Source organism: Methylobacterium sp. J-026 (assembly GCF_022829585.1).
In the GTDB taxonomy this organism is placed as follows: domain Bacteria; phylum Pseudomonadota; class Alphaproteobacteria; order Rhizobiales; family Beijerinckiaceae; genus Methylobacterium.
Genome location: NZ_JAKSYC010000040.1, coordinates 1 through 12,378, shown reverse-complemented (window position 1 = coordinate 12,378; position 12,378 = coordinate 1). Strand labels below are relative to the sequence as shown.

At 69.5% G+C, this 12,378-nt stretch carries 12 protein-coding genes; 7 read left to right on the top strand and 5 right to left on the bottom strand.

The annotated features are described in order from the left end of the window. On the top strand, positions 1-374 hold a 374-nt coding region (locus MKK69_RS02410; RefSeq protein WP_243965155.1), incomplete at its 5' end, for an ATP-binding protein. Positions 375-378: 4 nt separating this feature from the next. On the opposite strand, the gene bioB is transcribed toward MKK69_RS02410, so the two are convergent. Together bioB and MKK69_RS02400 are read right to left on the bottom strand one after the other, a co-directional pair. Further along, a complete protein-coding gene (gene bioB / locus MKK69_RS02405; protein WP_243965154.1) occupies positions 379-1,395 on the bottom strand; it encodes a biotin synthase BioB in 1,017 nt (338 codons plus the stop codon). Positions 1,396-1,457: 62 nt separating this feature from the next. Next, the gene (locus MKK69_RS02400; protein WP_243965150.1) at positions 1,458-2,342 is read right to left on the bottom strand and encodes a fumarylacetoacetate hydrolase family protein; all 885 of its coding nucleotides are present in this window, start codon (positions 2,340-2,342) and stop codon (positions 1,458-1,460) included. A gap of 408 nt (positions 2,343-2,750) precedes the next feature. On the opposite strand from MKK69_RS02400, the gene MKK69_RS02395 reads away from it, so the two are divergent. Beyond that, positions 2,751-4,064 carry an OmpP1/FadL family transporter gene (locus MKK69_RS02395; RefSeq protein WP_243965149.1) on the top strand — a complete coding sequence of 438 codons (1,314 nt, stop codon included), beginning with the start codon at positions 2,751-2,753 and terminating at the stop codon, positions 4,062-4,064. 55 nt (positions 4,065-4,119) lie between these two features. Here the strand turns inward: MKK69_RS02395 and MKK69_RS02390 are convergent, their stop codons facing one another. Beyond that, complete coding sequence (locus tag MKK69_RS02390) at positions 4,120-5,901, bottom strand: class I poly(R)-hydroxyalkanoic acid synthase (RefSeq protein WP_279598138.1); 1,782 nt, start codon at positions 5,899-5,901, stop codon at positions 4,120-4,122. A 281-nt stretch (positions 5,902-6,182) separates the two neighbouring features. Between MKK69_RS02390 and MKK69_RS02385 the strand changes: the two genes are divergently transcribed. The 4 genes from MKK69_RS02385 (at position 6,183) to MKK69_RS02370 (ending at position 8,655) form a co-directional block, all read left to right on the top strand. Further along, positions 6,183-6,509, top strand: coding sequence for a hypothetical protein (locus MKK69_RS02385; RefSeq protein WP_313900817.1), 327 nt, complete (start codon positions 6,183-6,185; stop codon positions 6,507-6,509). A gap of 107 nt (positions 6,510-6,616) precedes the next feature. Beyond that, positions 6,617-7,834, top strand: coding sequence for an LL-diaminopimelate aminotransferase (locus MKK69_RS02380; RefSeq protein WP_243965143.1), 1,218 nt, complete (start codon positions 6,617-6,619; stop codon positions 7,832-7,834). Positions 7,835-7,968: 134 nt separating this feature from the next. After that, complete coding sequence (locus MKK69_RS02375) at positions 7,969-8,181, top strand: hypothetical protein (RefSeq protein WP_243965142.1); 213 nt, start codon at positions 7,969-7,971, stop codon at positions 8,179-8,181. Between the two features lie 114 nt (positions 8,182-8,295). Beyond that, positions 8,296-8,655 (top strand): hypothetical protein, encoded by a 360-nt coding sequence (locus MKK69_RS02370; RefSeq protein WP_243965141.1) that lies wholly within the window; start codon positions 8,296-8,298, stop codon positions 8,653-8,655. A gap of 22 nt (positions 8,656-8,677) precedes the next feature. Here the strand turns inward: MKK69_RS02370 and MKK69_RS02365 are convergent, their stop codons facing one another. After that, positions 8,678-9,016, bottom strand: a complete 339-nt coding sequence (locus MKK69_RS02365; protein ID WP_243965140.1) for a DUF3140 domain-containing protein — start codon at positions 9,014-9,016, stop codon at positions 8,678-8,680. Positions 9,017-9,212: 196 nt separating this feature from the next. Between MKK69_RS02365 and prfB the strand changes: the two genes are divergently transcribed. Continuing rightward, positions 9,213-10,341, top strand: a protein-coding gene (gene prfB, locus MKK69_RS02360; RefSeq protein WP_243965139.1) for a peptide chain release factor 2 whose coding sequence is annotated in 2 segments (ribosomal slippage) — positions 9,213-9,281 and positions 9,283-10,341 — 1,128 coding nt in all. Because the reading frame shifts where the segments join, the coding sequence is not laid out codon by codon here. A 213-nt stretch (positions 10,342-10,554) separates the two neighbouring features. Here prfB and MKK69_RS02355 read toward each other — a convergent pair. Beyond that, complete coding sequence (locus MKK69_RS02355) at positions 10,555-12,156, bottom strand: gamma-glutamyltransferase family protein (RefSeq protein ID WP_243965138.1); 1,602 nt, start codon at positions 12,154-12,156, stop codon at positions 10,555-10,557. Positions 12,157-12,378: the final 222 nt, after the last annotated feature.

Below are 12,378 nucleotides of genomic sequence, written 5' to 3'. Positions count from 1 at the left end.
TGGCGGTGCGGGTGGCGGCGGACGACCTGTCCGTCCTGGCCGATCCGGAGCAGCTCGGCCGGGCCCTCGCCAACCTCGTGCGCAACGCCGTGCAGGCGCTGGACGGGGCGAAGGTCGCGGAGGCCGCAGTGCAGGTCGCGGCCGTGCGCGAGGAGCCGGGCCGGGTGACCATCTGGGTCGCCGACAACGGCCCCGGCCTGCCGGCGCGCGCGCGGGAGAACCTGTTCGCCCCATTCGCCGGCTCGACGCGCTCCGGCGGCACCGGGCTCGGCCTGCCGATCGCCGCCGAACTGATCGGCATCAATGGCGGCGCGCTGACCCTCGACACCTGCGAGGGCGGGGCGCGGTTCCGGATCGTGCTCCCGGAGGGCTGAGGCCCTATTCCGCCGCGGCGAGAACCGGCTCGGCGACGCGGATGCCGAGATCGGCCAGCAGGGCCGCATCCGCATCCGCCTCGTTGTTGGCCGTGGTGAGCAGCCGCTCGCCGTAGAAGATCGAGTTCGCCCCGGCGAGGAAGCACAGGGCCTGGGCCTCGCGGCTGAGCGCCCGGCGGCCCGCGCTGAGCCGGACCCGCGCCCGGGGCATCACGATGCGCGCGGTGGCGCACATCCGCACCATGTCGAACGGGTCGATCGCCGTCGCGGTATCGCCCAGCGGCGTTCCCACGACGGCGGCCAGGGCGTTGATCGGCACGCTCTCGGGATGGGGCGCGTGGTTGGCCAGAACCTGCAGCATCGCCACGCGGTCGCCCACCCCCTCGCCGAGGCCGATGATGCCGCCGCAGCAGACGCCGATCCCGGCCGCCCGGACCCGCTCCAGCGTGTCCAGCCGGTCCTCATAGGTCCGGGTCGAGACGATTTTGTCGTAATAGCCCGGCCCGGTATCGAGGTTGTGGTTGTAGGCCGTGAGCCCGGCCTCCGCGAGGCGCTCGGCCTGGCTCGCCGTCAGCATGCCGAGGGTCACGCAGGCCTCCATCCCGAGGCCCCGCACGCCCCGGACCATGGTAAGCACGGCGTCGAAATCGGGCCCGTCCTTGGGGCTGCGCCAGGCCGCGCCCATGCAGAAGCGCGTGGCGCCGGCGGCCTTGGCGGCGGCGGCCTCGGCCAGCACCGTGTCCACCGGCATCAGGCGCTGGCGCGCGAGGCCGGTCTCCTTGTGGTGGGCCGATTGCGAGCAGTAGCCACAATCCTCGGGGCAGCCACCGGTCTTGATCGAGAGCAGGCTCGCCCTTTGAACATCGGCCGGATCGTTGTGCGCCCGGTGGACCGTGGCGGCCCGATGCACGAGATCGAGCAGCGGCAGGTCGTGGATCGCCCGGATCTCCGTCAGGCTCCAATCATGGCGGATCGGGCCGGACGCGTCTTGCGGGGAAGCGGGGAGGGACGTTGCGCTCATCCTGCGTTTGAGCCGGATCGGCGGCCAGAAATCAAGCGTCCGGGCAGCCGAAGCGTGTCCGCTCAGTCCGTCGGCTCGCCGGCCGAGACCTTGGCGGTCCAGTCGTCGAAGGCGATCACCCTTTGGCGCTGCTCGCCGAGGCGCTCGATCCGGAGGACCATCTCGTCGCCGGCCTTCAGGTAGCGCGGCGGCTTCATGCCGAGGCCGACCCCGGGCGGGGTGCCGGTGGTGATCACGTCGCCGGGCTCGAGCAGCATGAAGTGCGACGCGTAGGCGACGAGCTGGGGCACGTCGAAGATCATCGTCGCCGTCGAGCCGGTCTGGCGGCGCTCGCCGTTCACGTCGAGGCTCATGGCGAGGGTCTTCAGGTCGGGGATCTCGTCGAGCGTCACCAGCCAGGGGCCCAGCGGCCCGAAGGTCGGCGCGCTCTTGCCCTTCGTCCAGGTGGGCCCGCGGTTCATCTGCCACTCGCGCTCCGAGACGTCGTTGCAGATGCAGGCCCCCGCCACGTAGCTTAAGGCCTCGTTGGCGTGGACGTAGCTGGCGTGCCGGCCGATCACGACCGCGAGCTCCACCTCCCAGTCGGTGCTGGACGAGCCCTTGGGGATGATCACGGTGTCGTTCGGCCCGCACAGGCTGGACGGCGCCTTGTTGAAGATGATCGGCTCAGAGGGGATCGGTGAGCCCGTCTCGGCGGCGTGGTCGGCGAAGTTGAGGCCGATCGCCACCACGTTGCGGGTGCCGCCGACGCAGGGGCCGAGGCGCACGTCCGGCGGCAGCTTCGGCAGGGTCTCGGGATCCAGGGCGCGCAGCCGCGCCAGCGAGTCGGGCCCGAGCGCCGGTCCAGCGATGTCGCGCACGATGCTCGAAAGGTCGCGCAAGCCTCCGTTCGCGTCCACGAGGCCGGGCTTCTCGTCGCCGCTCGGGCCGTGCCGGAAGAGCTTCATCGCCGCGCTCCTGATCCTTACCCTGGAACCGGTCTGCGCCGGTTGGCCGGACCATGGCCGGGCCCCGGTCCTGGCGCAAGCGTGATCGGCGACACCGCGGATCGAAGCCGATGTCGCATTATGGCAACATATCGGCGGGAAAGTGCATATGTGCCCGTTTAAGGACATATTATTCATGGGTGCGGCCGACCCGGCGAACATAGACGTCGGATGATAAAATTGCACCGTTGCAAGGATATGCGCAGGACAGATCGATCTTCTGCCGACTTTCCATTGAACTTCGCCTTTGCGCGGGAAATGTCGATCGGCATTGCGAATCTGTGCGGCGAACCGGCACGATGCCTGAAATGGTGCCGCATCACGAGTCGTGGTCAATCGACGGCGCCGGGTCGAGCGTTGGGGGAGAAGATGGGCGGGACGGTGCGCGCGGCGTTGCTCGCGGCGACAGCGATGATCCTCGGCGCCGGGGCGGCGCGTGCGGGGGCGTTCGGCATCCGGGAGCAGAGTACCGAGGCGCAGGGGCTCGCCTTCGCGGGTGCGGCGGCGGGATCGGGCGGCGTCTCGTCGATCTTCTGGAATCCCGCGACCATCACGATGAATCCCGGCTTCGTCGCGGAGCAGAACTTCACCTATATCGGCCTCTCCTCCGAGATCCGTCCCGCGCCGGGCACCAATCCCGGCTTCGCGCGCCTCGGCGGCTCCGGCGATATCGGCCAGGGCGCCGTGGTGCCGGCGGGGGCGACCTCCTATCAGCTCAACGACCGCCTCTGGCTCGGCCTCTCCACCGGCGCCCCCTTCGGCCTGGTGACCAAGCCGCGGCAGGTCTGGGCCGGCGAAGTCTACGGGCGCTCGTCCCGGATCTTCTCCCTGGCGATCAACCCGGTCATCGGCTTCAAGGTCAACGAGTGGCTCTCGCTCGCGGCCGGCCCGAACATCGAGTATTTCCGCCTGACTCTGCGGCAGGCGCTGCCGATCCCCGGCCTCCAGCCGACCGTCTATCCGAGCTCCTTCCTCAAGGGTGAGTCCTGGGGCGCGGGCTTCACCGCGGGCGCCACGCTGACGCCCCGCGACGGGACCGTGCTGGGCATCGGCTACCGCTCCTCCGTGCATCACGAGATCGACGGGTCGATCGGCGTGCCGCTGCTCGCCCTGGCGCCGCTGGCCGGGCAGGTCCGCTCGAAGCTGAACACGCCCGACAAGGTGAGTGTCGGCCTCACCCAGGCGCTCTCGCCGGTGGCGCGGGTGGATCTCGGCTTCGAGTGGGACAATTGGTCGAGGCTCGGCAACATCGGCATCGTGTCGAAGACGCTCGGACTGCCGGTGAATTCCCTGCCGCTCAACTACAAGGACGGCTACACCTACTCGATCGGCGCCGAGTACGATGCGGCGCCGAACCTGACGCTGCGGACCGGCTTCGCCTACGAAAGCTCGCCGATCGACTTCTCGAACCGCTCGGTGCGCCTGCCCGACGGCGACCGCTACAACGTCTCGGTCGGCGCCAGCTATCGCTGGAGCCAGCAGCTGACCCTGAACGTCGCCTACTCGCACTTCTTCCTGAACCGGTCGCGGATCCTCGCCGGGCTCGGGCGCGACTACAACGTCGCCAACATCGCCTTCGCGGGAGTAGTCGACTCGAGCGCCGACATCGTCTCGGTCGGTTTCCGCTACGTGTTCGGCGCTCCGCCGGCCCCGGCCCCGGCGCCGCTGGTGCGCAAGTACTAAGGCGAGCCCGCGGGACGCCCGTGACCGGGGGACACCCCGCGCGGGCGGATGCGCCTCAGGCGCGCATCCGCACGTAGGTTCCGGGCGCCGGTCCCAGCGACGGCAGCGCGTCGCCCCCGGGCTTCCGGGCCGGCACCCGTTCGGGCGCCTGCGCCTCGATCCACTGGAACCAATAGGGCCACCACGAACCCTTGGTCTCGACCGCCGCGGTGATCCACGATTCCAGCGTCCCCCGGACCGGGCCGCCGGTCCAGTAGCCGTATTTTGGCTTCGACGGGTGGTTGATCACGCCGGCGATATGGCCCGAACCCGCGAGCACGAAATCGACCTTGCCGCCAAAGATCTTCGAGCCCTCGAACACCGAGATCGCCGGGGCGATGTGGTCCTCGCGGGTGGCGAGGTTGAAGATCGGGACCTGCACCTTCTCGAGGTCGAGGCGGACGTTGCCGAGCACCATCCGGCCCTGCGCCAGGGTGTTGTCGAGGTAGCAGTTGCGCAGATAGAAGGAATGATTGGCCGCCGGCATCCGGGTGGCGTCGGAATTCCAGTACAGCAGGTCGAAGGCCGAGGGTGCCTTGCCCTTGATGTAGTTGTTCACGACGTAGGACCAGATCAGGTCGTTCGGCCGCAGCATGTTGAACGCGTTGGCCATCCGGGCGCCTTCCAGGTAGCCGCGCTCGGACATCTGCGCCTCGATCAGTCGGATCTGGTCCTCGTCGGCGAACACCTTCAGGTCGCCGGCATGGGTGAAATCGACCTGGGTGGTCAGCAGCGTCGCGCTCTTGATCCGCCGGTTGCCGGTGGCCGCCTGCATGGCGAGCGTCACGGACAGCAGCGTGCCGCCGACGCAGTAGCCCGCGGCCGTGACCGCGCTCTCGCCGGTGGAGACCCCGATCGCGTCGATGGCCGCCTCGATCCCCTCGCGCATGTAGGATTCGAAGTCCTTGTCGGCGTGGCGCGCGTCCGGATTCACCCAGGAGATACAGAAGACCGTCAGGCCCTGGTCGACCATCCACTTGAGGAAGCTCTTCTGAGGGTTGAGGTCGAGGATGTAGAACTTGTTGATCCAGGGCGGGACCATCAGGAACGGGCGCCGGAGCACCGTCTCGGTGGTGGGCGCGTACTGGATCAGCTCGATCAGATCGTTGCGGAACACCACCTCGCCGGGGGTGACCGCCACGTTGCGGCCGACCTCGAACCCGCTCGGGTCGGTCTGGCGCACGCGCAGCTGGCCGCCGCCGGCCGCTAGATCCTCCTCGTACATCTTGAGGCCGCGGACGAGATTGGCCCCGTTCTCCTGCAGGGTGTGGCGGATCAATTCCGGGTTGGTCGGCAGGAAGTTGGAGGGGGAGAGCATGCTGGTGAACTGGCGCAGGTAGAACTGCGCCTTGTGGCGCGTATGCGCGTCGAGCCCCTCGGCCTCGTCCACGAGGCCCTCGGCCCAGCGGGTGGCGAGGAGGTAGGCCTGCTTGATGAAGTCGAAATACGGGTTGGTCGACCATTCCGTATGGGCGAAGCGGCCGTCCCGGGGCTCCGGCAGCGCCACCGGATCGGCCGGCTGGCCCTGCAGGCGCAGATAGGTGGACCCCCACAGCGACAGGAAGGCCTGCGAGAGGCGCGTCTGGGCCTCGGCGCTGCGGCTCGGATCGGCGAGCCACGCCTCGGCGACCTGCCCGAGGACCTTCGCCGCCTCGTTCAGCTCGCTCCCGGATGTGCCCGGCTGCCCGTCGGGGCCGAGCAGCTTGGCGACGTTGCGGCCCATCGCCTCGACGAACTGTCCGGCATTGCGGGACAAGGCCTCGAAATCCGGCATCGGCGCGGTCGTCCCGTCCGGCATCGCGCCGTTGGGGGCCGGCTTCGGCGGAGCAGTCTGGTCCGGCGCCTGCGGGCTCGTCACGCGTACCTCCCTGATATGGGCTGTCGACCCTGTCGCGCGGGCCACATTTTCGTTAAAATAAGGAACGCGCCGGGGATTTCGCCACCCCGCCCCGGAACGTGACCGAGACATCCGGCCGATCTTCTCATGCCTATTCCTCGTCTCATGGCCGTGTGACTATGGATCGTGCCTTTTCGAACAGTGACGTCCGGGCTCGCCGCCCCGGATTCGCCCGCGCGGCGATGGTCGCCCTCCTGGCGGGGCCGCTCGCCGGCTGCTCGGGGGACGCCGTGCGCACGCTGGCAACCGATGCGGGATACGGGCCGCGGGTCGTGGCGGCACCGGACTTCGTGACCGGATCCCGCAACAAGGACACGCAGGATTACATGCCGGTGGGCGTCGACGCGCCCAAACGCCCGGTCCGACCGAAAACCGTCACCGGGCAGAAGGCCCTGGAGGCGGAACTCGAGGGCGCCCGCGGCCGCAACGAGGCCCGCGGCCGTGCGGCAGCGAGCGCCGGTCAGGGCGCCGCCGCGACGATCAAGCCGGCCCCGGCGCCCCCGCAATAGCCACGCTTTTGTGGGTCGGCGGCGACGTGCAAGTCTGCTACAGCACATGGTTCGCGCGACCGGCTTACGAAAGACGCCAGATACGGGACGCGCCGATGGACACGCCGATGACCGACTTCCACCGCATCAAGCGACTGCCCCCCTACGTCTTCGAGCAGGTCAACCGGATCAAGGCCGCCGCCCGGGCGCAGGGCGCCGACATCATCGATCTCGGCATGGGCAATCCGGATCTCGACGCTCCGAAGCACGTCATCGCCAAGCTGTGCGAGACCGCCGGGCGCCCGCGCACCGACCGCTACTCGGCCTCCAAGGGCATCGCGGGGCTGCGCAAGGCCCAGGCCGGCTATTATCAGCGCCGGTTCGGCGTGAGCCTCAATCCCGAAACGCAGGTGGTGGCGACGCTCGGGTCCAAGGAGGGGTTCGCCAACATGGCTCAGGCGATCACCGCCCCGGGTGATGTCGTGCTGGTGCCGAACCCGAGCTACCCGATCCACGCCTTCGGCTTCCTGATGGCCGGCGGGGTGATCCGCTCCGTGCCGGCCGAGCCGACCCCTGAGATGTTCCCGGCCCTCGAGCGGGCCATGCGCCACTCGATCCCGAAGCCCGTCGCCCTGGTGGTCTGTTACCCGTCGAACCCGACCGCCTACGTGGCGAGCCTCGACTTCTACCGGGACCTCGTGGCCTTCGCGAAGCAGCACGAGCTGATCCTGCTGTCGGATCTCGCCTACGCCGAGGTCTATTTCGACGACAACCCGCCGCCCTCGGTCCTCCAGGTGCCGGGCGCCATCGACTGCACGGTGGAGTTCACCTCCCTGTCGAAGACCTACTCCATGGCCGGCTGGCGCATGGGCTTCGCGGTGGGCAACGAGCGCCTGCTTTCGGCGCTGACGCGGGTGAAGTCCTACCTCGATTACGGTGCCTTCACGCCGATCCAGGTCGCCGCGACCGCGGCCCTCAACGGGCCGGACGATTGCATCCACGAGATGCGCGGCATCTACAGGAAGCGGCGCGACGCCCTGGTGGAATCCTTCGGCAAGGCCGGCTGGACCATTCCGGCGCCGGCAGCCTCCATGTTCGCCTGGGTGCCGATCCCCGAGCGCTACCGGGAGATGGGCAGCCTCGAATTCTCGAAACTTCTGCTGGAGAAGTCCGACGTGGCGGTGGCGCCCGGCATCGGCTTCGGCGAGTTCGGCGACGGGTACGTGCGCATCGCCCTGGTGGAGAACGAGCAGCGGATCCGCCAGGCGGCGCGCAACGTCCGCCGGTTCTTCGACGGCACCGACAAGACCCTGCACAACGTCGTGCCAATGGCCCGCGCCGGGTAATCGGACCGGCTGAAGTTGTTGCCGCGGGGCGACAGGCTCAGCCAAAGGCACCGTCGGCCCGCTCCGGCGCTTGTCAGGGCGGACCGCGATGGCCAGGGTCAGGCACGGGGGTTTTCCCGCGTCCCGAGTGCCGCATGCGCCGCCTGAACCTGATCGCCGCCCTGCTGCTCGCCGCCGCGGCCTCGGCCTGCGCGCCGAACCCGATCATCGCCCGGGATCCGATCCCGGCGCCGGGCCCCACGGACGTCTATGCCTGCGACTCGAAGCCGTTGCCGGTCAACGCCTTCATCTCGGATTGCCGCCCGGTGCCGGCGAGCCCGCAGGTTGTCCTGCGCGCCCGCGGCTGAACCGCGAACGGCATTTCGGTAACCGGTCCGCTTGGACGGGCCGGACAATCCGCTGGCGATCCACTAGACTGCAGGACACCTGCCGGTCCGACCGGCCCCGTGACGGAGCACCGCGTGAGCACCAAGACCCTGATCGCCGCCGGATTGCTAGCCCTCGTCACGGGGCAGGGTGCCTCCGCCGCCGATGCCGCCTACGCGCCCGCGCCGTACCGGCCGCGCGCCTACGTGTTCACGGCCCCGGATGGCCCGACCGTCCTTCAGGCCGAGACCTGCTGCCAGGGTGTCGTGCCGCCGGGGCGCTCCGATCTCGCCGTGCCGCCGGTGCCGGTGGCCGAGGTGATGAACGGCGGCGGCTTCGGCTACACCGGGTTCGACTACTTTAACGACCAGATCACCGAAGGCCGGTTCGGCGCGCGCAAGCGGCCGAAGGAATACGTGATCGCCCCGTCCTACACCGTGCCGCCGCGCTACTGAGCCGTCCGAACTCTCCGGGGCCTCAATCCTTGTGCGGATCGTGGCCCCAGTTCATCAGCGACATCCGCCAGGGTGAGTCCGGGTCCTTGCGGGCCGCACCGCCCTGCTTGAGATGGCGGTGGACGTAGCTCACGACCTTGCCCATGGCAGCGTAGTCGTCGTCCGTCAGGTCCGCCTTCTTCTTGTCCTTGATGGCCAGGATACGCCGGCCCATCGCGTGGCCGGTCGATTCATCGCCGTCCTTCTTCTGGCCGACCTCCTGGCTGGCGTCGCTGTCGAGATGCTTCTTGAGCGCCGCCGGCGTCATGTTGACGGCCTCGTTGAAGTCCTTCCACCGCGTTGCGTGATCGTCCTCCGCCATTCGCGGACCTCCACTCGTACGCCGTTCGTGCCCGACAACGCGTCCGAGGCGAACCGGCTCGCGCGCATCCCTGCGGTCGGGCGCCGCACGGGGAGAGGCCGCGGCGGCGGGGCGGCGTTTACAGGCCGGTCCCCGGGGGGTATCACCCCGGCCCGATACAGAACCCCTTTCCCGCACCCCACCCCCGAAAAACCAGATGCGCGCCGAGATCGAGCAAGCCTCGGATGCCGCCAAGCAGTCTATAGGACTGCTGAGGAGGCATCTTTGACTGGGACACAGTCGATAAACGCCTCGCGGAGCTGAACGCAGCCTCCGAGAACCCCGACCTCTGGAACGATGCCGAGGCCGCCCAGACCGTCATGCGCGAGCGCCAGCAGCTCGACGAGGCGGTCACGGCGATCAAGAAGCTCGAGCGCGACCTCGAGGATGGCGCCACGCTGATCGAACTCGGCGAGATGGAGGGCGACGAATCCTCGATCCGCGAGGGCGAGGCGGCGATCCTGGCGGTCGAGAAGGAGGCAGCGAGCCGGCAGGTCGAGACCCTGCTGTCCGGCGAGGCCGACGGGTTTGACACCTACCTCGAAGTCCATGCCGGGGCCGGCGGCACCGAGAGCCAGGACTGGGCCAACATGCTCCAGCGCATGTATGCGCGCTGGGCCGAGCGCCGGAAGTACAAGGTCGATGTCGTCGAGATGACCGACGGCGAAGAGGCCGGGATCAAGGGCGCGACGCTCCTGATCAAGGGCCACAACGCCTATGGCTGGCTCAAGACCGAGTCGGGCGTGCACCGGCTGGTGCGGATTTCGCCCTACGATTCGAGTGCCCGGCGGCACACCAGCTTCGCCAGCGTCTGGGTCTATCCGGTGATCGACGACCGGATCGAGATCGAGATCAAGGAATCCGACTGCCGGATCGATACCTACCGGTCGTCCGGCGCCGGCGGCCAGCACGTCAACACCACGGACTCGGCGGTGCGCATCACCCACAATCCCACCGGGATCGTGGTGGCGTGCCAGCAGGAGCGCTCGCAGCATAAGAACCGGGCGACCGCCTGGAACATGCTGCGCGCCCGTCTCTACGAGGCCGAGCTGAAGAAGCGCGAGGAGAAGGCCAACGCCGAGGCCGCGTCGAAGACCGACATCGGCTGGGGCCACCAGATCCGATCCTACGTGCTGCAGCCGTACCAGCTGGTGAAGGACCTGCGCACCGGCACCCAGTCGACGGATCCGGACGAGGTGCTCGACGGCGATCTCGATCCGTTCATGGAGGCGTCGCTCGCCCAGCGGCTCTATGGCGGCGCCGACGTGGTCGACGACATCGACTGAGGCGGGCTGCCGGCTTCGCAGGATTTCCCTCCCCCCTTTGCGGGGGAGGGTGGCCCGCGAAGCGGGTCGGGAGAGGGGAGCGACGGTGCAGAACGAAACTCTGTTCGGTGTGAAGGTAGCGTCCCGTCCTGAAGCCGGGTTCCCCTCTCCCGTCCCCTGCTGACGCAGGGGCCACCCTCCCCCGCAGAGAGGGGAGGGAGGGCGAAGCGCCCCTCAATACCCCAGCGCCGCCCCATCCTTGCGCGGGTCCGAGCCGGCCGCCAGCGTCCCGGCCTTGCGGTCGATCCAGATGATCTGGCCGCCGCCGAGTGGCAGGGGCGCGCGGATCGCCGCGTGGCCGCGCGCGACCAGTCCCGCCATCACGGCATCGGGGACCCCGCCTTCCACCTCCAGGCTGCCGCCGTAGGCGAAGCTGCGCGGGGCATCGAGGGCCGCCTGGACGTCGAGGCCGCGGTCGAGGATGCCGGAGAGCAGTTCGACATGGCCCATGGCCTGGTAATGGCCGCCCATGACGCCGAACGGCGCGACCGCCTGCCCGTCCTTCATCAGCATGCCGGGGATGATCGTGTGCATCGGCCGCTTGCCCGGGCCGATGCTGTTCGGGTGGCCGCCCTCCGTGCGGAAGGACAGGCCCCGGTTGTGCAGCAGCACACCGCTCTCGGGGGCCAGGATGCCGGACCCGAAGCCCTGGAAGATCGAGTTGATCAGCGAGAGCGCGTTGCCGTCCCGGTCGACAACACAGAGGTAGACCGTATCCTTGTGGGCGCGGCCTTCTTCCATCTCCCGGGCGATCTCGGGGTAGATCACCGGCGCCTGCGCCCGGCCCATGTCGATCGCCCCGTGGGCGGCGGCCTTCCAGGCGTCGGAGAGCAGGTGCTCGACCGGCACGTTGGCGAGGGCGGCGTCGCCGAACAGCACGTCCCGGTGGTGGTAGCCCTGCTTGCACACCTCGGCGAAGAGGTGGAGCCGGTCGAGCTCCGACAGGACGCCGACGTCGTAATGCGACAGCACGTTGAGCATCATCAGCGCGGCCAGACCCTGGCCGGCGGGCGGGCATTCGTAAACGTCGTAGCCGCGGTAGCGCGTCGAGACCGGCACGACCGCGTCGGGCCGGGCGGCGGCGAAGTCGTCGAGCGTATGCAGGCCGCCGAGCTCGTTGAGCCGGCTCACCATGTCCTGGGCGACGGGTCCTGCGTAGAAGCCGCGCGGCCCGTCCTGGGCGATGCGCCGGAGGGTGGCGGCGAGCTTGGGCAGGCGGATCACGCTGCCGATGGCCGGAGCCTCGCCGCCGGGCAGGTAGGTCGCGGCGGCGTGGGGGTCGGACGCGACCCGGGGCACGCAGCGCTGCCAGTCCCAGCCGACCCGCTGCTGGACCACGAACCCGTCCTCCGCGTAACGGATCGCCGGCTGGAGCAATTCGCCCAGCGACCGGGTACCGTGCTCGCGGACCAGCAGGTCCCAGGCCCCCACCGCGCCCGGCACCGTGACGGCGTGCGGCGAGGTCGGGGTGATGGCGACGCCGTGCTCGGCGTACCAGTCGGGCGTGGCGGCGGCCGGCGCCCGGCCCGAGCCGTCCAGCGCGATCGGTGTCGTGGCCCCGGCGGGGGCGTAGAGGGCGAAGCAGTCGCCGCCGATGCCGGTCATCAGCGGGTCGACCACGCATTGCACGGCCACCGCCGCGATGCCGGCATCGACGGCGTTGCCGCCCGCGCGCAGCACCTCGATGGCGGCGATCGTCGAGAGCGGGTGCGAGGTCGCGACCGCCGCATTGGCGGCGTAGACCGGGGAGCGGCCGGGGGCGGAGAAGTCTCTCACGGGATGTCCTGCTGTGCTGAACGGTTCAGAGTCTGCGGATCCGAAACGCGACCTCATCCTGAGGCGCCGGAGCGAAGCGGAGGCCTCGAAGGAGCCCTCCAGGGATCGCGCGGCTGGCTGGAGCCCTCCTTCGAGGCTCGCTGCGCTCGCGCCTCAGGATGAGGTGGAGATAGGGGGAAGCCGTGAAGGCCGTCACGCGGGCCTCCCCTCCGGTAGCGCCAC

Excerpts from the sequence above, each read along its gene's own strand:
- MKK69_RS02380 (WP_243965143.1), top strand. The coding sequence starts at position 6,617 with ATGACCGACTTCCACCGCATCAAGCGACTGCCCCCCTACGTCTTCGAG.
- MKK69_RS02375 (WP_243965142.1), top strand. The coding sequence starts at position 7,969 with ATGCGCCGCCTGAACCTGATCGCCGCCCTGCTGCTCGCCGCCGCGGCC.
- MKK69_RS02390 (WP_279598138.1), bottom strand. The coding sequence starts at position 5,901 with ATGCCGGACGGGACGACCGCGCCGATGCCGGATTTCGAGGCCTTGTCC.
- MKK69_RS02395 (WP_243965149.1), top strand. The coding sequence starts at position 2,751 with ATGGGCGGGACGGTGCGCGCGGCGTTGCTCGCGGCGACAGCGATGATC.
- MKK69_RS02385 (WP_313900817.1), top strand. The coding sequence starts at position 6,183 with ATGGTCGCCCTCCTGGCGGGGCCGCTCGCCGGCTGCTCGGGGGACGCC.
- MKK69_RS02365 (WP_243965140.1), bottom strand. The coding sequence starts at position 9,016 with ATGGCGGAGGACGATCACGCAACGCGGTGGAAGGACTTCAACGAGGCC.
- bioB (WP_243965154.1), bottom strand. The coding sequence starts at position 1,395 with ATGAGCGCAACGTCCCTCCCCGCTTCCCCGCAAGACGCGTCCGGCCCG.
- MKK69_RS02400 (WP_243965150.1), bottom strand. The coding sequence starts at position 2,342 with ATGAAGCTCTTCCGGCACGGCCCGAGCGGCGACGAGAAGCCCGGCCTC.